At 67.1% G+C, this 21,450-nt stretch carries 18 protein-coding genes; 12 read left to right on the top strand and 6 right to left on the bottom strand.

Going from position 1 to position 21,450, the window contains the following annotated elements; translation table 11 throughout:
• Window positions 1–133: 133 nt before the first annotated feature.
• The 3 genes from CEX88_RS20065 to CEX88_RS20055 all read right to left on the bottom strand — a co-directional run bounded on the left by CEX88_RS20065 (window position 134) and on the right by CEX88_RS20055 (window position 4,912).
• Window positions 134–1,783 carry a glycosyltransferase family 87 protein gene (locus tag CEX88_RS20065; protein ID WP_094294864.1) on the bottom strand — a complete coding sequence of 550 codons (1,650 nt, stop codon included), beginning with the start codon at window positions 1,781–1,783 and terminating at the stop codon, window positions 134–136.
• A 77-nt stretch (window positions 1,784–1,860) separates the two neighbouring features.
• Complete coding sequence (locus CEX88_RS20060) at window positions 1,861–4,275, bottom strand: transglycosylase domain-containing protein (RefSeq protein ID WP_094294808.1); 2,415 nt, start codon at window positions 4,273–4,275, stop codon at window positions 1,861–1,863.
• Between the two features lie 211 nt (window positions 4,276–4,486).
• Window positions 4,487–4,912: a DUF5318 domain-containing protein gene (locus tag CEX88_RS20055; RefSeq protein ID WP_064346105.1), complete on the bottom strand. Its 426-nt coding sequence runs from the start codon at window positions 4,910–4,912 to the stop codon at window positions 4,487–4,489.
• A 128-nt stretch (window positions 4,913–5,040) separates the two neighbouring features.
• Between CEX88_RS20055 and CEX88_RS20050 the strand changes: the two genes are divergently transcribed.
• The 10 genes from CEX88_RS20050 (at window position 5,041) to CEX88_RS20005 (ending at window position 14,275) form a co-directional block, all read left to right on the top strand.
• Complete coding sequence (locus CEX88_RS20050) at window positions 5,041–5,874, top strand: thioesterase family protein (RefSeq protein WP_094294807.1); 834 nt, start codon at window positions 5,041–5,043, stop codon at window positions 5,872–5,874.
• A 23-nt stretch (window positions 5,875–5,897) separates the two neighbouring features.
• A complete protein-coding gene (locus CEX88_RS20045; protein ID WP_094294806.1) occupies window positions 5,898–6,752 on the top strand; it encodes a DUF1707 SHOCT-like domain-containing protein in 855 nt (284 codons plus the stop codon).
• A 113-nt stretch (window positions 6,753–6,865) separates the two neighbouring features.
• Entirely contained in the window at window positions 6,866–7,420 is a 555-nt protein-coding gene (locus CEX88_RS20040; protein ID WP_064346166.1) for a PadR family transcriptional regulator, read from the top strand.
• 47 nt (window positions 7,421–7,467) lie between these two features.
• Window positions 7,468–8,544: an inositol-3-phosphate synthase gene (locus tag CEX88_RS20035; RefSeq protein WP_064395143.1), complete on the top strand. Its 1,077-nt coding sequence runs from the start codon at window positions 7,468–7,470 to the stop codon at window positions 8,542–8,544.
• A gap of 94 nt (window positions 8,545–8,638) precedes the next feature.
• Window positions 8,639–9,538, top strand: coding sequence for an alpha/beta fold hydrolase (locus CEX88_RS20030; RefSeq protein WP_094294804.1), 900 nt, complete (start codon window positions 8,639–8,641; stop codon window positions 9,536–9,538).
• Between the two features lie 108 nt (window positions 9,539–9,646).
• Complete coding sequence (locus tag CEX88_RS20025; RefSeq protein ID WP_094294803.1) at window positions 9,647–10,447, top strand: LLM class F420-dependent oxidoreductase; 801 nt, start codon at window positions 9,647–9,649, stop codon at window positions 10,445–10,447.
• A gap of 52 nt (window positions 10,448–10,499) precedes the next feature.
• A complete protein-coding gene (locus CEX88_RS20020) occupies window positions 10,500–11,177 on the top strand; it encodes a GntR family transcriptional regulator (RefSeq protein ID WP_094294802.1) in 678 nt (225 codons plus the stop codon).
• Window positions 11,178–11,276: 99 nt separating this feature from the next.
• Window positions 11,277–13,007 carry an ABC transporter substrate-binding protein/permease gene (locus CEX88_RS20015; protein WP_238382126.1) on the top strand — a complete coding sequence of 577 codons (1,731 nt, stop codon included), beginning with the start codon at window positions 11,277–11,279 and terminating at the stop codon, window positions 13,005–13,007.
• Entirely contained in the window at window positions 13,007–13,750 is a 744-nt protein-coding gene (locus CEX88_RS20010; RefSeq protein WP_094294801.1) for an amino acid ABC transporter ATP-binding protein, read from the top strand. Before CEX88_RS20015 ends, CEX88_RS20010 begins: the two co-directional genes overlap by 1 nt.
• Before the next feature lie 78 nt (window positions 13,751–13,828).
• The gene (locus tag CEX88_RS20005; protein WP_094294800.1) at window positions 13,829–14,275 is read left to right on the top strand and encodes a MarR family winged helix-turn-helix transcriptional regulator; all 447 of its coding nucleotides are present in this window, start codon (window positions 13,829–13,831) and stop codon (window positions 14,273–14,275) included.
• A gap of 4 nt (window positions 14,276–14,279) precedes the next feature.
• On the opposite strand, the gene ggh is transcribed toward CEX88_RS20005, so the two are convergent.
• On the bottom strand, window positions 14,280–15,620 hold the full coding sequence (gene ggh, locus CEX88_RS20000; RefSeq protein ID WP_094294862.1) for a glucosylglycerate hydrolase: 1,341 nt from the start codon (window positions 15,618–15,620) through the stop codon (window positions 14,280–14,282).
• A gap of 53 nt (window positions 15,621–15,673) precedes the next feature.
• On the opposite strand from ggh, the gene CEX88_RS19995 reads away from it, so the two are divergent.
• Window positions 15,674–16,339 carry an SDR family oxidoreductase gene (locus CEX88_RS19995; RefSeq protein ID WP_066843287.1) on the top strand — a complete coding sequence of 222 codons (666 nt, stop codon included), beginning with the start codon at window positions 15,674–15,676 and terminating at the stop codon, window positions 16,337–16,339.
• Window positions 16,340–16,384: 45 nt separating this feature from the next.
• Here CEX88_RS19995 and CEX88_RS19990 read toward each other — a convergent pair whose 3' ends face one another.
• Window positions 16,385–17,242: a type IV toxin-antitoxin system AbiEi family antitoxin domain-containing protein gene (locus CEX88_RS19990; RefSeq protein WP_094294799.1), complete on the bottom strand. Its 858-nt coding sequence runs from the start codon at window positions 17,240–17,242 to the stop codon at window positions 16,385–16,387.
• 98 nt (window positions 17,243–17,340) lie between these two features.
• Window positions 17,341–20,184 (bottom strand): leucine--tRNA ligase, encoded by a 2,844-nt coding sequence (gene leuS, locus CEX88_RS19985; RefSeq protein ID WP_094294798.1) that lies wholly within the window; start codon window positions 20,182–20,184, stop codon window positions 17,341–17,343.
• Window positions 20,185–20,361: 177 nt separating this feature from the next.
• Between leuS and CEX88_RS19980 the strand changes: the two genes are divergently transcribed.
• Complete coding sequence (locus CEX88_RS19980) at window positions 20,362–21,312, top strand: LpqN/LpqT family lipoprotein (protein WP_094294797.1); 951 nt, start codon at window positions 20,362–20,364, stop codon at window positions 21,310–21,312.
• Window positions 21,313–21,450: the final 138 nt, after the last annotated feature.

The raw sequence follows: 21,450 nt of genomic DNA, 5'->3' as shown, positions 1-21,450 counted from the left end.
GAAATCGTCCTGCGCGGGTGTGACCTGGCGCGGGAGTTGCCCTCCTGACCACTTCGCCGAATGTGCAACCAGCTGCGCTTCTGCAGCCCCTAGCGCAGCTAGTTTCACAATCGAGGCGGCACCGAGGCGGCGACTACCTCGAGACCGCATCCAGGTCGCGCTCTTCCACCGAATCCCGTTCTGTACGCAGCCTCGACGCATCGGGCCGCAACCAGTCGGGCAGCCACCGCGGCGGCGCGTCCTGCGCCCGATCGAACACCCCGCCCGCCGGGTCGTCGACCACTCCGCGAGTCCGGACCAGGTCGAGTTCGGGCCGATACATCTGACGAATCACCAACGCGCACAACGCCACCACGGCGATATCGCGCAGCAGTACGGTGATGGTGAACGGCTGTTCCGGCAACCCCATGTTGGCCTCGCCGTAGAGGTACAACATCCGTGGCACCCACACCAGCGCGTCGATCGTCATCCACGCCAACAGGATCCGCCGGTGCGGCAACGCCAACACCGCCAGCGGCACCAGCCATAGGGAGAACTGCGGGCTCCACACCTTGTTGGTCAACAGGAACGCCGCGACGACCAGGAACGCGATCTGCGCCACCCGCGGCCGCCGCCTCGCCGTCAGAGCGATGTACCCGATTGCGATACAACAGGACACGAACAGCAGCGCCGAGACGGTGTTGGTCACCGTCGGTGGTTCCCAGAAACCCAGATCGGGGTCGAACCCGCGCCAGCCGGTGAACGACTTGATGACGTTGTAGATCGAGTCCATGTCGTCGCCGCGACGCGTGTTGAGCCGGAAGAACTCCGACCATCCCCGCGGGAAGAGCACCATGATCGGCAGGTTCACCACCAGCCATGCCGCCACCGCCGCCGCGGCCGTCTTGCCGACCTCCCGCAGCTTGCCGGTTCGCACCGCCAGCACCGCAAGCGGCGCCAACAGCAAGAGCGGATACAACTTCGCCGCCACACCAAGACCGATCAGCGCGCCGGCCAGCACCGGTTTTCGTCGCGCCCACGCGAGCAGCGCACCCGTCGCGAAAGCCGTTGCCAGCGCGTCGAAGTTCGTGAAGATCTGGAAGATCACCAACGGAGACGCCGCCACCAACGCCGCGTCCCAGACCCGCCGCGGGCCGGCCAAGCGCGACGTCGCCCACACCGTGGCCAGCCACGCCAACGCCAGCCCCAGCGCCGCGATGTTGAAGAACATCACCACCTCGGCGATCACCGGCACCGACACCAGCTTCGTCAGCGCGGTGTAGGTCTTGGCCAACGACATCGCCACATACTGGTAGATGCCGGTCAGCACCGGATACTCCATGTAGCGCACCGCGATGTTGCCGTCGTACTGGATGTGCGGCTGGCCGGTGGCGTCCTTCTCGATCCAGCTCGACTTGTACGGGAACTTGCCGAGGTTTAGCAGTTCGGCGGTGTACAGCGGGACCGTGTCGGAGTAACAGAGTTGGAAGTAGGCCCGCTGGTTGCTCCAGTCGGCCACCCGCTGATCGGCGGTTCCCGTGCCGGTGGTCTGCAGGCACGCGGCCTTCGTCGAATAGCCGAGCGCCAGGAACACCAGCGCGATGATCAGCATGACGCGCAGCGGGGTCAGGAACCGTTGCCTGCCGATCAGCGCATGCCTGCCGACCGGCCCGCCGACGACATCGGAGAGCGCGGCGCCGATGACGTCGGTGCGGCTCGGGAGGTCGCGCTCGTCGAAGCTTCGGGTGTCGGCCGCCGGCGGAGCCGGCGATACCACTTCGGCCGGCGGAGCCGGCGATACCACTTCGGCCAGCCGCGCAGGCGACCCGGTGTGCGGCGAGGTCGTCGACGGCTCGCCGGTTTCCTCGCCCCCCACTTCGGTCACGGAGGCGGTAGCGGCGCGCCTGGCGCCGGGGGTGCTCCAACGGGTGCGGGCGGCGGCGCTCCGACGGGTGCCGGCGCTGGGACGCCGGGGGCGGGACCACCCGGTACCGGGGCCCCGGGTACGGTGCCGCCCGGCGGCGGAGCCACCGGGACCGTCGTCGGCGGACCCCACGGAATCGTGATGCCGGGCGCCACTTCGATCGTCGGCTGGATGACGGTCTGCGACGGCGGAGTGACCTCCGTCGAGGGAGCCGTCGTCGACGGCGGCGGCGGCGCCTGCGGAACACCGGCATAGCCGCCGATCTCCTCGGGCTTGGGGAACGACTCGTTCTCGGTGTCCTCCAACGCGCCGTCCATCGTCGCCTTCCAGATGTCCGACGGCAGACCGGAGCCGTAAACCGGTGAGCCCCACTTGTTTTCCAGCGGCTTGGTGCCGTCGGTGGTGCCGACCCACACCGCGGTGGACAGCGACGGCGTGTAGCCGACCATCCACGCGTCGCGGTTGTTGTCGGTGTCGCCCAGCTGGTTGGTGCCCGTCTTGGCCGCCGACGGGCGACCGCCGGCCAGCGCATGACCGTTGGAGTAAGCGGCGATCGGCTGCATCGCCGAGGTCACGTTGTCGGCGACCTTCTTCTCGATCCTCTGCTCACCCGAGTTGTCCTGCTGCGACGCGTCGAACAGCACCTCGCCCTCGGAGTTGACGACCTTCTGCACGAAATGCGGCTTGTGGTACACGCCGGAGGCGGCCAGCGTGGCGTACGCCGACGCCATGTCGATCACGCGGGACTGGTACTGGCCCAGCACGATTCCGTTGTTCGGCGGACCGCCCTGCCCGTCCTCAGACAGGGTGTGCTCGACGCCGGGGAAGCTCTCGGCGATGCCGGCCTGGTGCGCGGCGTCGGCGACGTCCTGCGGACCGTTCTTCAGCTTCAGCATGAGCCGGTAGTAGCTGGTGTTCAGTGAACGCTTCAGCGCCTCGGCGATGTTGCACGTGCCGCAGCCGCCGCCCTCGACATTGGTGATCTTGATGCCGTTAACTTCCAGCGGCGAGCTGTCGACCTGGGTGCCCAGGCCCATGCCCTGCTGCAGCGCCGCGACCAACGCGAACACCTTGAACGACGAGCCCGTCGGCAGACCGGCCTGGGCGAAGTCGAAACCGTTGGCGTCGGTGCCGCCGTAGTAGGCCTTCACCCCACCGGTGCGGGGGTCTATCGACACGATCGCGGTGCGCATGTCGGGGTCCTGGCCCTCGAGGTACTCCGAAGCCGCCTCCTCCGCCGCCCGCTGCGCGTTCGGGTCGATGGTCGTGGTGATCTGCAGGCCTTCGGTGTTCAACGTCTGCTCGTTGATGTCGAAGAGCTCGAGCAGTTCCTTCTGCACCTGCCGTTCGATCAGGCCGTTGGGCCCCGTGGTCTGGTTCTGCGAGCGCGCCAGGTCGGGCGGGACCGTCGCCGGGAACACCTGCGCCGCCCGCTCCTCGGGGGACAGGGCGCCGATCTCGACCATGCCGTCGAGCACCCAGTTCCAGCGCGCCGTGGCGCCCTCGGGGTTAACCGCCGGGTCGAGCGCCGACGGCCGCTGGATCAGCGCGGCCAGCAGCGCGCCCTCGGCGACGTTGAGCTGTTCGACCGGTTTGTTGAAGTACGCCTTGGAGGCAGCGGCGATGCCGTAGGACCCGCGACCGAAGTAGATGATGTTCAGGTACGACTGCAGCACTTGGTCTTTGGACCACTCGCCGGACATCTTCGTCGAGATGACCAGCTCCTTGGCTTTTCGGATCAAGCCCCCGATGCCGGAGCGCTCGGAGCCGACCAGCGCGTTCTTGACGTACTGCTGGGTGATCGTCGAGCCGCCCTGCAGGTCGCCGCCGAACAGATTGTTCTTGATGGCGCGCGCGAAACCGGTGAACGAGAAGCCCGGGTTCGAGTAAAAGTCGCGATCCTCGGCCGCCATCACCGCGTTGCGCGCCTGCACCGGGATTTGGTCGATGTTGACGTCGACACGGTTGCCTTCAGGCGGAACGATTTTCGCGAGCTCGCTACCGTCGCTGGCCAGGATCGTCGACACCTGGTTGGTGCGGATGTCCCCGGGTTTGGGGACGTCGACGATCATGTAAGCCATTCCGAACGTGATGAGCGGCAACACGATGAACACCGCCGCCGCGATAAGGCCGCCGCGACGCACCCACGTCCAGTTGATCTGGCTGGGCAGCCCGCGCCGCGGACCCGACGGGCCGCTCGGAGGCCCACCCCCGCCCGGCGGTCGGGGCGGCGGAGGTGGCGGAGTCGGGGGTCTACGCGTCGGAGTGCCGTCCAGCGCCGCCTTGACGACGTCGACGGGATCGCGCAGGTGCGGCGGTCGCGCCTCGCGCACCGGCGGCAGCACCGAGGTGTGCCGGTCGTCGGGCGGCATCGGCCGTGTCCGGGAATCCGCCGGCGGACGGTGTTGCGGTGCGTCGGCGGACGGGCGTTGCGGGGGTGCGTCGGCGGCGGGGCGCTGTTGCGGTGCCTCCCCGGGAGGCCGGCGTCGGCCGCCGTCGCCGGTGTTGGGTTTCGGCGCGCTCACGCCATCAGCCCCGTGTCCTGAACGGACATCGTTGACTGACCGGTCGTGGCGCCCTTCGCTATTCACTGGCCGTGCGCGCCCGTGAGCGCGCGGTTCGAGTGCCGGGCTTTCCCTTTGGTGGTGGGACCGCCCCGAGCACGTACGACTTGACCAGGTGATTCCAGCTGCAGGTGCGGCATACCTCCACCACGTGTACGGAGAACTCGTCGTATCGGGACGCCAGCAGGACCAACTCCTCGGCCGTTCGTGCGGAACCCGATACCGGGCCAAGATGGTCGCCGAATACCCACGACACCAGGGTGAGCTGTTCTTTCCGGCAGATCGGACACGTCACCGAACTGGGTTTGCCGTGGAATTTGGCGGCGCGCAGCAGATAGGGATTGGCGTCGCAGACCTCGGAGACGCCGGTGCGTCCCGAATAGACCTCGGCCAGCAGGGACCGTCGCCGAAGTGCGTAGTCCACCACCTGTCGCTGCAATCGCACGAGGACCAGAGTACGTCGGCGATGCGACTACCGGAGCGTGACGGCACGGTCACGCCCCTCTCTAAGGTGTTTGATCTGGACCGACGGCAACAGCAATCGGCCGTGTGCGGCGAACTTGAGGAGACTCGATGTTGGACGGGCGCGACTTCGCCCTCGACGGTGGGCCCTCCGGTGAAGGCTCGAGCCGATTCACCCGCGACCTCGGCGAACAGTGGTGCTTTGACGGTCGGGCCTTCGGCGGCTATACCTCCGCACTGGCGCTGGCCGCGATGTTCGCGCACAGCGGTCGGCCGGCGGCGGCGTCGCTGTCGGTGACCTTCGTCGACGCCGGGGCGCCTGGCCCGCTCGAGATCTACGTCCACAGCATCCGCGGCGGACGTACCGCCGCGGCCGTCGAGGCCACCATCCGCCAGCGGGAGCGCACCATTCTCATCGCGAACAGCTGGTTCGCCGACGGTTGGCTCGGACCACCGTCGGTTGATGCACCCGTCCCCTTCGAGCGCTACAGCGCTCCGCTGCCCGAACCGGAGTCCGCTCCCCCGCTGGACTGGATCGGCCAGGAGTACCGGTCGCTGCGATTCGCCCATCGGCGCGGCCTGGACTATCCGACCAGCCTGACCCGCTTCGCCGACCGCCGGCCCGAGGTGGCGCTCTGGGTGAGCGCCGACAGCGATTCGCCCGGGGACCCGCTCACCCATCCCCAGATCGCCGACGTCCTGCACGCGGACGCCCACCTCTTCGATGCGCCGGGCAAGGTCAGCGGATTCGTCGACGCCTGGCTGCTGAGTCTGGACCTCAGCCTGGTGTGGCAGCCCGGGGCGCACCTGGTGCCGTCCACCGCATGGCGGCTGCTCGAGGCGCGGGGTTCGGTCGCCAGCGGAGGTGTCTCGGCCTACGGTTCGCTGCGCGGCTCGGACGGATCGCTGCTGGCCGTGATGACTTCACAGGGACTCATCCGCTGACTTTTGCTTCTACGATCATCGGCGTGGCAACCCGGCAGACATCGGCGACGCGGGCCAAAGACAGCGACCGCAACGACACGTGCCAGATTCTCGACAGCGCCTTGGCCGAGGGCCAACTGTCGATGACCGAGCACGGCGAGCGAGTCAAGGCGGCGACGACCGCGACCACGCTCGGCGAGCTGCAGGCGTTGGTGGCCGACCTTCAAACCAACAACGCACCGGTGCAACTGCCCACGCTGAAAAAGCCGCGGGCACTGCCCATGGCCGGCAGCGGCTGGGGTCTGCGTCTCGCGGTGGCCGGTGTGCTGGTGGTGCTCGGCATCGCGATCGGATGGGGTCTCTACGGCAACACCCCGTCGCCGCTGAACTTCACCTCCGACCCGGGTGCGAAGTCCGACGGCATCACCCCGGTGGTGCTGACCCCGCCCAAGCAGTTGCACTCGCTCGGCGGGCTGACGGGTCTGCTCGAACAGATGAAGCAGCGGTTCGGCGACACCAACGGCTACCGGCTCATCGTCTATCCGGACTACGCGTCGTTGACCCGGCCGGATCCGAACGAGGAGCGCCGCGAGCTGATCTACACCTACCGCGGCGGTTGGGACGATCCCTCGTCGTCCTCGAAGTCCAGCGATGCCGTCGAGGTCGACCTGGGCAAGTTCGACGCCAAGGCGGTCGTCGGCGTTCTGCGCGGTGCCCCGGAGACGCTCGGCATGAAACCCGAGGACGTCACGAGCACCTATCTGTCCATCGATACGGCCACCGATCCGACGACCCCGGGTGCGCTGTCGATCGACGTCTACGTGTCCAGCGACTACGGCAGCGGCTACATCGAGCTGGCCGGTGACGGCACGGTCAAGCAGGTCAACTACCCCGGCTGAGGCCCGCAGCGTTCGCGCGACGGTTACCCAACGTTCGCGCCGAATATATCGGCGCGATACTATGGTGCGAGGTGTCGAACCGCCGTAACGGACCAGCAAAGGGGGTGTCTTCAGTGTTGGAACTCGCCATCCTGGGACTCCTGCTGGAATCGCCGATGCACGGCTACGAACTTCGCAAGAGATTGACGGGGTTGCTTGGCGCCTTCCGCGCATTTTCGTACGGATCGCTTTATCCCGCCTTGCGGCGCATGCAGAACGACGGGCTGATCGTCGAGGATGCAGCGCCGGACGGCACCCCGAAGATGCGCCGGGCGCGACGCGTCTACCAGCTCACCGAGAAGGGCAAGCAGCGCTTCTCCGAACTGGTGGCCGACACGGGCCCACAGAACTTCTCCGACGACGGATTCGGTGTCCATCTCGCCTTCTTCAACCGCACCCCGGCCGAGGCCCGGATGCGGATCCTGGAGGGGCGCCGTCGTCAGGTGGAGGAACGCCGCGAGGGTCTGCGTGAAGCCGTTGCGCGGGCCAGCAGCTCCATCGACAGGTACACCCGGCAGCTTCATCAGCTGGGGTTGGAGTCGAGCGAGCGCGAGGTGAAGTGGCTCAACGAGCTGATTGCGGCGGAACGTCTGAGCCAGGGGCGCTCAGACAACACTGTGCAGCCCTAGGCAGAACCGAACCAACTACGACAGGGATTACGAAGGGAAGAGACGTCATGTCATCCAACGGAGAGGTGCGGGTCGCGATTGTCGGCGTGGGCAACTGCGCGTCCTCGCTCGTACAGGGCGTGCAGTACTACCACGATGCCGACGAGACGGCGACCGTGCCCGGCCTGATGCATGTGCGCCTCGGCCCCTACCACGTGCGCGACGTCAAGTTCGTCGCCGCCTTCGACGTCGACGCCAAGAAGGTCGGCTTCGACCTGTCCGAGGCGATCTTCGCGTCGGAGAACAACACCATCAAGATCGCCGACGTGCCGCCGCTGAACGTCACCGTGCAGCGCGGCCCGACACTCGACGGCATCGGCAAGTACTACGCCGACACCATCGAGGTCTCCGACTCCGACCCCGTCGACGTCGTCAAGGCGCTCAAGGACGCCGAGGTCGACGTCCTGGTGTCCTACCTTCCGGTCGGCTCGGACGAGGCCGACAAGTTCTATGCCCAGTGCGCGATCGACGCCGGCGTGGCGTTCGTCAACGCACTGCCGGTGTTCATCGCCTCCGACCCGGAGTGGGCCAAGAAGTTCGCCGACGCCGGTGTCCCGATCGTCGGCGACGACATCAAGAGCCAGATCGGTGCGACGATCACCCACCGCGTGATGGCCAAGCTGTTCGAGGACCGCGGCGTGCAGCTCGACCGCACCATGCAGCTCAACGTCGGCGGCAACATGGATTTCCTCAACATGCTCGAGCGCGAGCGGCTGGAGTCGAAGAAGATCTCCAAGACTCAGGCCGTCACCTCCAACCTGCAGCGTGAGTTCAAGACCAAGGACGTGCACATCGGCCCGTCCGATCACGTCGGCTGGCTCGACGACCGCAAGTGGGCCTACGTGCGGCTCGAGGGCCGCGCGTTCGGTGACGTGCCGCTAAACCTGGAGTACAAGCTCGAGGTGTGGGATTCGCCGAACTCGGCCGGTGTCATCATCGACGCCGTTCGCGCGGCGAAGATCGCGCTCGATCGCGGAATCGGCGGCCCCGTCGAGGCGGCCTCGGCCTACCTGATGAAGAGCCCGCCCAAGCAGCTGCCCGACGATGTGGCCCGGGCGCAGCTCGAAACCTTCATCGAGGGCTGAGGCTCCTTCGTCGATACCGAAACCGACGTTTTGGCGGATTTGTGCGAGTGCGGACCGCCACTGCGTCGGTTTCGGCGTTTTGTAGGGTCACCTGATGACCGACATCTCGCCTGACGACGAACTGGCTGCGCTCGACGAGTTCACCTTCCTGCGGGAAAACGCGCGCCAGGCCGGTGTCGAGGCGGTGCCGCCGGTGAAGCGTATCGACGCCGGGCCGATCAGCTCCCTGAAGTTCGGCGACGCCTCGCCGCGGGTGGTCTTCCTGCACGGCGGCGGACAGAACGCGCACACCTGGGACACCGTGATCGTCGGGCTGGGCGAGTCGGCGCTGGCCATCGACCTGCCCGGGCACGGCCGGTCGGCATGGCGCGAGGATGGTGACTACGGTCCGAAGAACAACGCCGTCGCCATCGAACCCGTCGTCCGCTCGCTGGCTTCCGACGCCGATCTCGTGGTGGGCATGTCGTTGGGCGGCTTGACGGCGTTGCGTCTGGCCGTCGCGGCGCCCGACCTGGTGCGCAGGCTGGTGCTGGTCGATGTGACGCCGTCGGCGCCCGAGCGGCACACCCAGATGACCGAGGCGCAGAAGGGCACCGTCGCTCTGGTGCAGGGCGACCGCATCTTCCCCTCGTTCGAGGCGATGCTGGAGAAGACGGTCGCTGCGGCGCCGCACCGCGACCGGGAATCGTTGCGCCGCGGCGTGTTCCACAACGCCAAGCGGCTCGACGACGGCACCTGGACCTGGCGCTACGACGAGATGCGCAAGGGCGAGGGCTTCGAAGGGCTGTGGGATGACGTCCCGCGGCTGCAGGTGACGACGACGTTGGTTCGCGGCGCCAACTCGTTCTTCGTCAACGACGACGACGCCGCCGAGTTCGCCCGTCGTGCACCGGGATTCAAGGATATACAGATCGTCGAGGATTCCGGACACTCGGTGCAGAGCGATCAGCCGGGCAAGTTGATTCAGATCCTGCGGGCCGTTCTGGCCGAGTAGGTGGTTCGCGCGGCGCGAGCGACCGCGATTGTTCGCGGATCGGCGGCGCGTCGCGTACAGACACGGCCGCTCGCGAGTCGGGCGCAGGATGCTGCGTACGGTTGAAGCGTGAGCTATCCGATCCGTGTCGGCGTGCAACTGCAGCCGCAGCACTCCCCGAAGTACAGCCATATCCGCGACGCGGTCCGACGCTGCGAGGACCTCGGTGTCGACGTCGCGTTCAACTGGGACCACTTCTTCCCGCTCTACGGCGATCCCGACGGTGCCCACTACGAATGCTGGACCATGCTGGGCGCCTGGGCCGAGCAAACGTCGCGCATCGAGATCGGTGCGCTGGTGACCTGCAACTCGTACCGCAACCCCGAGCTGCTGGCAGACATGGCGCGCACCGTCGACCACATCAGCGACGGCCGCCTGATCCTGGGCATCGGTTCGGGTTGGAAGCAGAAGGATTACGACGAGTACGGCTACGAGTTCGGCACCGCAGGCAGCCGGCTCGACGACCTCGCCGAGGCGATGCCGCGCATCACGTCGCGTCTTTCCAAGCTCAATCCGCAGCCCACCCGCGACATCCCCGTCCTGATCGGCGGCGGTGGTGAGAAGAAGACGCTGCGTCTGGTCGCCGAGTACGGCGACATCTGGCACAGCTTCTCCGACAGCGGCGAATATCCGCGCAAGGCCGAGGTTTTGGCGGGCCACTGCGCCGATGTGGGCCGCGATCCGAACGCCATCGAGCGGTCGGCCGGCGTATCGGGCAAGACCGCCGAGGCCCTGACCGGTGAGGCCGACGCGCTCGCCGACCTCGGCGTCACGATGCTGACCGTCGGGGTCAACGGACCCGACTACGACCTGTCCGAAGCCGAGGCGCTGGTCCGGTGGCGCGACCGTCGTCGAAACGAAGGCGGCTGAACCGGCGTAACCCCTCCCGGCGAGGCGTGGTGCGTGAGAGACTGTCGCCGCCATGCCCAAAAAGTATGGGGTCAAGGAAAAAGACCTTGTGGTCGCGCACGTCGTGAACCTGGTCCTGACCGGCAAGCTCCGGTCGGGTGATCGGATCGACCGCAACGAGATCGCACAAGACCTCGGTTTGTCGCGCGTGCCGATTCAAGAGGCCGTCGTGCAGATGGAACACGACGGCATCTTGTCCACCCGGTACCACCGCGGTGCCTTCGTAGAACGCTTCGACGAGGCGTTCGTGCGTGAGCACCATGAGCTGCACGGGTTCCTTACCGGCATCGCGTCGGCGCGCGCCGCCGCCGAACCGGATCCCGGCGTTCTCGACCGGCTGGGCGCGCTGACCGACACGCTGCGCGGCACCCGGGAGTCGCGCGCCTTCTACGACGCCGCATGGCAGTACCGCACCGTGATCACCGACGCGTACGCAGGCCCGCGGCTGACGGCGTTGATCCGATCGGTCCAGGCCTTCACGCCTCGAGCGTTCTGGGTGACATATCTGAGCGATCACGACGAGATGCTGCCGTTCTACGAGGACGAGACCGCCGCAATCCGCGGCGGCGACGAGGAGGCCGCCCGCAACGCGTGCGTCACCCGCAGCGAGGCGATGGGTCGCATCATGGTCACCGAACTGGTCCGACGGGGTGTGTTGCGCGGGGCGGGCGCCTCGCCGGTGACGTTCTGATCGAGCCCAACCCGGCGAACGTGCGGCCCAGACCGATACGTTGCACAGATGACCACGTTCGCGCGGTTCGGCAAGATCTTCGTGGTGGCGCTCGCCGCGATGCTAATGACCGGCGTCGGCGTAGCCGGGCCCGCGCACGCCAACGTGGACCAGTGCACACCCCCCGGCGTCGAGAGCGCCAGCGCCCTTCCGACCAACCTGGTCGCGGCGGCGACCGGGCCCGACGAGGACCGGTACACCACGCCATCCGTGGTGCCGCTCGCGGCGGTGGACGTGAACGCATTGGGACTGATCCAGCCGGGCACGCTGACCGTCGGCACCTTGTCGGACGCGCCACCGAGCATCTGCATCAACTCGGCCGGTCAGTTCACCGGGTTCGACAACGAGGTGCTGCGCGCGATCGCCGACAAGCTGGGCCTGCGGATCAACTTCGTCGGCACCGAATTCTCCGGGCTGCTCGCGCAGGTGGCGGCGCGACGCTTCGATGTCGGGTCCTCGTCGATCACCACGACCGAGGAGCGCCGCCGCACGGTCGGTTTCACCAACGGCTATGACTTCGGCTACTTTTCGCTCGTCGTGCCCACCGGGTCGCCGATCACCGGTTTCGACAAACTGGCGCCCGGACAGCGCATCGGCGTGGTGCAGGGCACCGTGCAGGAGTCCTACGTCGTCGACACCCTGGGCCTGCAGCCGGTCAAGTACCCCGACTACAACACCGTCTACGCCAGCCTGAAGACCCGGCAGATCGATGCCTGGGTCGCCCCGTCTCAGCAGGCGTCGGGGACGGTGCAGCCCGGCGATCCAGCCGAGATCATCGAAAACACCTTCAGTTTGGACAATTTCATCGCATGGGCGGTGGCCACTGAGAACCGCCCGCTCATCGACGCGTTGAACTCCGGGCTGGACGCCGTGATCGCCGACGGCACCTGGGCGCGGCTGTACTCCGAATGGGTACCGCGGGCGCTGCCGCCTGGGTGGAAGCCAGGCTCCAAGGCGGCTCCGCCACCACAACTACCGGACTTTAACGCGATCGCTGCCGAGAACCAGGAGCCTTCGGCCGGGCCCGCGGTGCCGAAATCGACTCTGGCGCAGCTCAAGGACTCGTTCCTCAACTGGGACCTGTACCGGCAGGCGGTGCCCGACCTGTTGAAAACCGGCCTGCCGAACACGTTGATCCTGACCGTCAGCGCAGCCGTCATCGGCCTGGTGCTGGGGATGCTGCTGGCGGTCGCGGGAATCTCGCGGCACCGCTGGCTGCGGTGGCCGGCGCGGGTGTACACCGACATCTTCCGCGGCCTGCCCGAGGTGGTCATCATCTTGTTGATCGGCCTCGGCGTCGGGCCGATCGTGGGCGGCCTGACCGGCAACAACCCGTTCCCGCTGGGCATCGCCGCGCTGGGCCTGATGGCTGCGGCCTACGTCGGCGAGATCTTCCGTTCCGGCATCCAAAGCGTCGAGCCCGGACAGATGGAAGCATCACGCGCACTGGGATTTTCGTACACAGCATCGATGCAGCTGGTGGTGATACCCCAGGGTGTGCGGCGCGTGCTGCCCGCGCTGATGAACCAGTTCATCTCGCTGTTGAAGGCCTCGTCGCTGGTCTACTTCCTCGGGCTGGTCGCCGATCAACGTGAGCTGTTCCAGGTCGGGCGCGACCTCAACGCGCAGACCGGCAACCTGTCACCGCTGGTGGCCGCGGGCTTCTTCTACCTGATGCTCACCGTGCCGCTGACGCATCTGGTCAACTACATCGACAACCGGTTGCGCCGTGGGCGAAAGCCTTCCGAGGAGGATCCGCTCCCCATGGCGACATCTCAGGAGATGATCTGATGCGCACGTCCGGTTTCGATCCGGTGTCGTTGAGCGCCAACGACATCCACCTATCGTTCGGTCCGAACCCGGTGCTGCGCGGGGTGGACATCGACGTGCGCGCGGGCAGCACCACCGCGGTGATCGGGCCGTCGGGGTCAGGCAAGTCCACCCTGCTGCGCACGCTGAACCGGCTCTACGAGCCCGACCGCGGCGACATCCTGCTCGACGGCCGCTCGGTGCTCGCCGACAATCCCGACCAGTTGCGCCAACGCATCGGGATGGTCTTCCAGAACTTCAACCTGTTCCCGCACCGCAGCGTGCTGGACAACGTGACGCTCGCGCCGCGCAAGCTCAAGCGGCTCAGCGCCGAGGAAGCCCGCGAGCTCGGGTTGGCGCACCTGGAGCGCGTCGGCCTGCGCAACAAGGCCGACGTGCGGCCTACGACGCTGTCCGGTGGCCAGCAGCAGCGGGTGGCGATCGCGCGGGCGTTGGCGATGGCGCCGCAGGTGATGTTCTTCGACGAGGCGACCTCGGCGCTCGACCCCGAATTGGTCAAGGGCATCCTCGCGCTGATCGCCGACCTCGGCGCCGACGGCATGACCATGGTGGTGGTGACTCACGAGATGGGCTTCGCCCGATCGACCTCGGATGCCGTGGTGTTCATGGATCACGGCAAGGTCGTCGAGGCCGGACCGCCGGAGCAGATCTTCGATGCGGCCGAAACCGAACGTCTGCAGCGGTTCCTCTCGCAGGTGCTGTGACCGGGCCCTTCGACGACTTTGAACTAACGCGTCCGTCACGCAACCTGGCATCGCCTGACAGGTTAGACTGCCGAAATTATGGCGGAAGTCGTCGAACCGCAGGTCGTGGAGCTGTCGGGGGAGCTGCAGCGGGTCCTGTCCCGCGTGTTCTCCGTGCTGCGTCGCAGCGACACGAGCCGGACAGACGCGGGAGACCTTACGTTGGCCCAGCTGTCGATCCTGCTCACGCTGCTGGAGCAGGGCCCGATGCGGATGACCGATCTGGCCGCCCACGAGCGTGTTCGCACGCCCACGACCACGGTGGCGATCCGCCGACTGGAGAAGCTGGGCCTCGTCAAGCGCTCGCGCGACCCGTCCGACCTGCGGGCGGTGCTCGTCGACATCACCCCGGAGGGTCGCGCTCAGCACCAGGAGGCACTCGAGGTTCGGCGCGCGCATCTGGCCAGCCTGTTGTCCAGGTTGACCCCGGAGGACATCGAGACGCTGACCAAGGCCATCGACCCGCTCGAGCGGCTGGCCGAGTAGCGGATCAACCCAGCCAGTCCAGGACCGCTGCCGCCGTCCACGACTGCTGCATGCTGCCCAGCGGCTCGCCGGTGAAGGGTTCGTAGTATTCGGCAAACGTCCCGTCGCTGGCCTGGCGCAGTCCCTCCTGGCGAAGCAGACGTGCGCGTTCGGCCCAGCCGCGGCGCGCGAAGCACCACGAGAACAGCCACGTCATCACCGGCCAGACCGGGCCGCGCCAGTATTCGCGCGGCCGGAATTCGCGTGACACCGGCGAGGTGGACGGAATGCAGGCGTACTTGAGGTCGGGATGAGCGCAGAAGCGCGGGCCCTCCAGCAGCTTTACCAGCGAGCGTTCCTTGTCGTGGGGCAGACCGCCGCACAACAGCGGGGCGAACTGCGCGACCGTTTCGGTGGCCACCCACTTGCCCGTTCGCACGTCGAAATCCCTCGCTGCGCCGCTTCTTTCGTCAGTGGTGTCGATGACGCCGTCACGGAACCGCTGGCCCCACGCATAGAGGTCGCGGACGTCGGCGCGGGGGCGGCCGTATTCCTCACCGATCTCGGCGAGCACGTCGCAGGCGACCGCGAGGATGGCCGAGACGAACACGTCCTCGACCGCGAAACTCATGACCTTGGGCAGCAATTCGTCGTCGTAGCGGGCCGACTTCATCTCCTCGAGCAACCAGAGGTAGCGGTCGTACTCGAGGTCGGACGGGCGCTGGGTGGCGTCGGTGACGATCGTGTTGTCCTCGCGCTGGTACTCGGGCACGTTGCCCGGAATCACGTTGGCATAGGCGCTGTCCCAGCGCGGGGAGTTGTCCATACCCGACTCCCAGCCGTGGTACAGCGTGACGCGGCCGTGTTCGTTCGGGTCACGGGCCTCGGCGAGCCAGCGGTGCCACTTGACGAGGTCGGACCAGCGGCGGTCCAGGAACGCCTCGGCCACAGCGCGGGTGGAGCGGCCGCGGGTGCGGGCGTGATCGAGGATGCGCTGCACGGCGATCGCGTGCACCGGCGGCTGGGTGATACCGGACGTGTGCCGGCTGCGGGGTGCGTGCGCGGCCAGTGCGGACGTGGCCCAGCGCGCCGGGCCGGGAAAGTAACCGTCGACACCGTTGGCGAAGACGATGTGCGGGATCATCCCGTTGGTCCACTGCGCCGAGAGCAGGGTGTCGAGTTCGACGACCGCGCGCTCGACGCTCAGCGGGGCCAGCCCGATCGCCACGAACGCCGCGTCCCAGCTCCACATGTGCGGGTACAGCAGCGGTGCCGCGGTGGTCATGGTGCCCAGGTCGTTACCCCGCAGCAGGTACGCGGCGCGGGCCGCGAGCTGGGTGGGCGCAAAGCTGTGGTCGGGTGGCATCCGTTCCATGATGCGACGCTTCGCCGCCGAACGCAGGTCGGTAGGGTTTCGACATGCCGACCGCGATGATCACGGGCGCCTCACGGGGGCTCGGGACGGCGATCGCCACGGCGCTGGCCGACAGTCACACACTGTTTCTGGCCGGGCGACCGTCGGCGGCGCTCGACGAGGTCGCCGCGCAGTTCGGCGCGACCACGTGGCCGATCGACCTGGCTGACGTCTCCGGTATCGAGGCCGCGGTCGAGCCGATCATCGAGCTCGACGTACTGATCCACAACGCGGGCGTGGCGTTCCCTGGCCGGGTCGCCGAGTCCACCGTCGACGAGTGGCGCACCTCCATGGAGGTCAATGTCATTGGCGCGGTTGCCCTTACACTCGCGCTGTTGCCGGCGTTGCGGGCCGCGGGCGGACACGTGCTGTTCGTGAACTCGGGGTCGGGGATCAACGCGTCGCCGGGATTGGCGTCGTATTCGGCCAGCAAGTTCGCCTTGCGGTCGTTCGCCGACTCACTGCGGGCCGATGAGCCGTCGCTGCGGGTGACGTCGGTGCACCCGGGCCGGATCGCCACGGAAATGCAGGAGGGTCTGGTCGCCTACGAGGGCGGCGAGTACGACCCGTCGCGGTTCCTGAGCCCGCAGAGTGTGGCGAAGGTGATCGCCGATGCGGTGCACACCCCGCCCGACGCCCACATGCACGAGGTCATCGTCCGCCCCCGCTAATAGTTCGGTGATTTCGGTGTAGTTTGTCGCGGCAGGCGCAACCAGTTACACCGAAATCGCCGATTTGATGAGCGCTATCACGCGGTCGGGGTACTCCGTGATGTCGAGCCACGTGAAGCGCAGCACCTGCCACCCCAGAAGGGTTATGTCGTTCTGTCGCACCCGATCCTGATGGAACTCGTCAGAACCGATATGGAACGCCAAGCCGTCAACTTCGATGGCGACCTTCGGGCCCTTGAATCCCACATCGACGCGATATTTGCCCACCGGGTAGTTCGCTTGCCACCCGGTGATCCCGGCTTCCCGGAGCAGCCTGAGCAGCAGCCGCTCGGCCGTCGACCGCGCGCCGTCCGACGCCGCCTGCAGAAGTACGCGCGCCGCCGGTGAACCGTAGCGGCCCTTGTTGCGGAGTTGGGCGCGCCACAGATCCCGCAGCGCTACATCCGCCTGGAGCGCGCGATCCATGATCTTTGCGCCATCGCGTGTCCGGACGGCGGCCTCAAGAACGGTCAATGGTCGGGAGGTGACGCGTAGCCCCTTGCATTCGACGATGTCCTCGGATGCAAGGTTCCGGCGGCGCAACCTCACACCGCTGGGAGCTCGGCCGCTGCCGTTGCGAGGCATGGTGACGTCAACGAGATTCGGCGCGAAGCGGGTGAGGCTTTGCCACCACGCAGCTGTCAAGCCGCTCGCGACGGCAGTCTCCCCGCAACTCCACACCCCGACGCGTATACGCGCGGCGTCACTGAATGGCCGGTCGTCGACGAAGTAGACGCCGCGTGCGCACTGCCGCCACTGTCCGGACCGCACGCGCCTGTGAACGGCGGACCTGCTCATCCCCATGAGGCGAGCCTGGCCGAGCGTCAGCACACCATCGTGCCGACGGAGATGAGCGTTGAGCACTTAGTGATGGACGCGACAGCCGCTCCTCCGGTTCCCTGTGCCGCTGTTTCGGTGTCAATGGTTGCGCCAGTCACAACCAACTACGCCGAAATCGCGCGTTAGACGACGATGTTGACGAGGCGGCCGGCCACCACGATGACCTTCTTCGGCGTTGCGCCGTTGATGAACGCCTGAACCTTCTCGTCGGCCAACGCGGCGGCTTCCAGCGCGTCGGCGTCCGCGTCCGCGGCGACCGTCACCCGGCCGCGCACCTTCCCGTTGACCTGCACGGGGTACTCGACGGTGTCCTCGACCAGATACTGCGGGTCGGCCACCGGGAAGGGGCCCTGCGCCAGCGACGATTCGTGACCCAGCCGACGCCACAACTCCTCGGCCAGATGCGGGGCCAGCGGCGCGACCATCAACACCAGCGGCTCCAACGCCGCGCGTGCCGTCACCCCCTCCTTGGTCAGGTGGTTGGTGTACTCGATCAGCTTGGCCGCCGCGGTGTTGTTGCGCAGGCTCGTGTAATCGTCGGACACTCCGGCGATGGTGCGGTGCAACAACTTCAGCGTCGGCTCGTCGATCGCCTCGTGTTCGGCGACGCGGTTGGCGCCGGTCTCCTCGTCGACCACCAGGCGCCACACCCGCTGCAGAAACCGGTGTGCGCCCACGACGTCCTTGGTGGCCCACGGCCGCGACGCCTCCAGTGGCCCCATCGACATCTCGTAAACCCGCAGCGTGTCCGCACCGTAGTTGTCGCAGATCTCGTCGGGGGACACCGAGTTCTTCAGGCTCTTGCCGATCTTCCCGAACTCCTGGAAGACCTCTATTTCACCGTCGGGTCCAGGCAAGTAGAACTTGCCCTCCCGCTCAACCACTTCCGCCGCGGGCACGTATGCGCCGCGGGAGTCGGTGTAGGCGAACGCCTGGATGTAGCCCTGGTTCACCAGCCGGCGGTACGGCTCAGAGGAGCTGACGTGGCCGAGGTCGTAGAGCACCTTGTGCCAGAACCGCGCGTACAGCAGGTGCAGCACCGCGTGCTCGACGCCGCCGACGTACAGGTCGACACCACCCGGGTCGTCGGCTCCGTGTTCGAGGGGCCGCGGCCCCATCCAGTAGGCCTCGTTCTCCTTGGCGCACAACTCCTCTGAGTTGTGCGGATCGGTGTAGCGCAGCTCGTACCAGGAGCTGGCGGCCCACTGCGGCATCACGTTGGTGTCGCGGGTGTAGCGCTTGAGTCCGTCGCCGAGATCCAGCTCGACGTTCACCCAGTCGGTGGCCTTACCCAGCGGCGGCGACGGCTCGCTGTCGGCGTCGTCGGGGTCGAAGAGCACCGGCGAGTAGTCGGGTACGTCGGGCAGCTCGACCGGCAGCGCGGACTCCGGCAGCGCGTGCGCGCGGCCGTCCTCGTCGTAGACAATCGGGAACGGCTCGCCCCAGTACCGCTGACGCGCGAAAAGCCAATCCCGCAGCTTGTATTCGACGCGCTCACGGGCGCGGCCCTCTGCCGCCAACCGCGCGGTGATGGCCTCCTTCGCCGAAGCCACGCTCAGCCCGTTGAGGTAGTCGGAGTTGACGATCTCGCCTTCTCCGGTGTACGCGTCCTGCGAGACATCGCCGCCGGCAACGACTTCCACGATCGGCAGCCCGAACTCGTTCGCAAATTCCCAGTCGCGCGGGTCGTGTCCCGGCACCGCCATGATGGCTCCGGTGCCGTAACCCAGCAGAACGTAGTCGGCGATGAAGATCGGCACGCGTTGACCGTTGGCGGGATTCGTCGCATACGCGCCGACGAACACACCGGTCTTGGTCCTGTTCTCCTGCCGCTCCAGGTCCGACTTGGCCGCGATCGCCGCGCGGTAGGCGGCGACGGCTTCGGCGGGCGTCGCCGCCCCGTACGTCCATCGCTCGTCGACACCGGAGGGCCACTGGTCGGCGACCACCTTGTCGACCAGTTCGTGCTCGGGCGCCAGCACCATGTACGTCGCGCCGAACAGTGTGTCGGGGCGGGTGGTGAACACCTCGATGTCCCCGACCTCGGTGCCGAACAAGACGGATGCCCCCGTCGACCGGCCGATCCAGTTGCGCTGCATGGCCTTGACCTTCTCCGGCCAGTCCAGCAGTTCGAGGTCGTCGAGCAGGCGATCGGAGTACGCGGTAATCCGCATCATCCACTGCCGCAACCGTTTACGGAACACTGGGAAGTTCCCGCGCTCGCTGCGGCCGTCGGAGGTGACCTCCTCGTTGGCCAGTACCGTGCCCAACCCCGGACACCAGTTCACCAGCGAGTCGGACTGATATACCAGCCGATACGAGTCGATGACGTCGGCGCGCTCACCCTTCGACAGATCCGTCCACGACCGGCCGTCGTCGAGGCTGCGCGCACCCGACTCGAACTGCTCGACCAACTCCGCGATCGGCCGGGCCTTCTGTGCGGTCGGGTCGAACCACGCGTTGTAGATCTGCAGGAAGATCCACTGCGTCCACTTGTAGTAGTCGACGTCGGTGGTGGCGAAGCTGCGGCGCGAGTCGTGACCGAACCCCAACCGGCCCAGCTGGCGCCTGAAGTTGACGATGTTGGCCTCGGTGCGAATCCGGGGATGCGTCCCGGTCTGGATGGCGTACTGCTCGGCAGGCAGACCGAACGCGTCAAACCCCAAGGCGTGCAACACATTATGCCCGGTCATCCGGAAGTACCTGGCGTAGACGTCGGTCGCGATGTAACCGAGCGGGTGCCCGACGTGCAGGCCTTCACCCGACGGATACGGGAACATGTCCAAGACGAACATCTTGTCGGGGGGCACCGGCGAACCGTCGGCGGGCGCCAGCGACCCGACGGGGTTCGGCACGTGGAAGGTCCCCGCGTCGGCCCACCGCTGCTGCCAGGTGCGCTCGATCTGCCCGGCCAGCTCCGCGGTGTAGCGGTGCTGCGGGGTGTCTGTGGTCGGCGCGTCTGTCACGTGAACAGGGTATAAGCACCGATATTCGCGGTGCTTCGGCCACGGGTCGGTCTCGGTTGCATTGCGGGGAAGTCAGAACACGGTTGCAGGTCGATTCCGACGCTGGTCGCCGTGCTTCGCGGGTCGATACAGTCAGCGCCTGACCTCTTCCCGTGCAGCTCGGAAGGACCGACGCAGATGATCGAGATCGCCCCTCGCTGGCGGATATTGGCCGCAAGTGTGGCCACCGCCACCGCCGGCGTCCTCGGCTTTGCGGGCACGACCGCATCGGCCGAACCTCTCGTTCCGCAGCCACCCCAGCCCGCGTTGCCCACGGTCACGCAGACCGTCACGGTCACACCGAACGCCCAGCCCCTCACCCAACAGGGGGTGACCGCACCGGGTGTGACGTCTGCCACCGCGGGGACCCCGGCCGGCGCGGCAGCCCAAGCCGGCGCAGCGACTCCGGCGGGCGCGGCGACTCCGGCGGGCGCGGCCACTCCGGCGGGCGCGGCGACACCGGCCGGTACCTCGGCCCCGGGCCTGGCCGCCCAACCCGTCCCCCCGGCGCCGGTCGCGACGATCATGCCCACCACCTCCGGCACGCTCACCGAGTTCTTCGCCGACAAGGGGGTCAAACTCGAGCCCCAGAACAGCCGCGACTTCAAGGCGCTCACCATCGTGCTGCCGATGCCGCGCGGCTGGGAGCACGTCCCGGACCCGAACGTCCCCGATGCCTTCGCGGTGATCGCGGACCGGGTCGGCGGCAACGGGTTGTACACCTCGAACGCTCAGGTCGTGGTGTACAAGCTCGTCGGCGACTTCGACCCCAAAGAGGCGATCAGCCACGGCTTCATCGACAGCCAGCAGCTGCCCGCATGGCGCAGCACCGACGCGTCGCTGGCCGAGTTCGGCGGCATGCCGTCGGCGTTGATCGAGGGAACCTACCGCGAGAACAACATGACGCTGAACACCTCGCGGCGTCACGTCATCGCCGCGGCCGGACCGGACAAGTATCTGGTGTCGCTGTCCGTCACCACGAGCGTCGACCAGGTTGTCCCGGCCGCTGAGGCCACGGACGCAATCGTCAACGGTTTCCGGGTGACGGTCCCCGGGGCGCCCGCCCTTTCTCTTTTACACATCTCCTAGCCCACTCTACTATTCCTTATCTCCTTTTCCGTCTTCTGCTTTATATTTTCTTTTTCTTTTTCCTTTTTTTTCTTTTTCTTTTTTCTTCTCTTTTCTTTTTTCTTTCTTTTTTTTTTTTTTCTTTTTTTCTCTTTTTTT

Source organism: Mycobacterium neumannii (genome assembly GCF_002245615.1).
Lineage (GTDB): Bacteria > Actinomycetota > Actinomycetes > Mycobacteriales > Mycobacteriaceae > Mycobacterium > Mycobacterium neumannii_A.
Note: the sequence above shows the minus strand (reverse complement) of the source record. Positions and strands in the feature narration are given on the sequence as shown.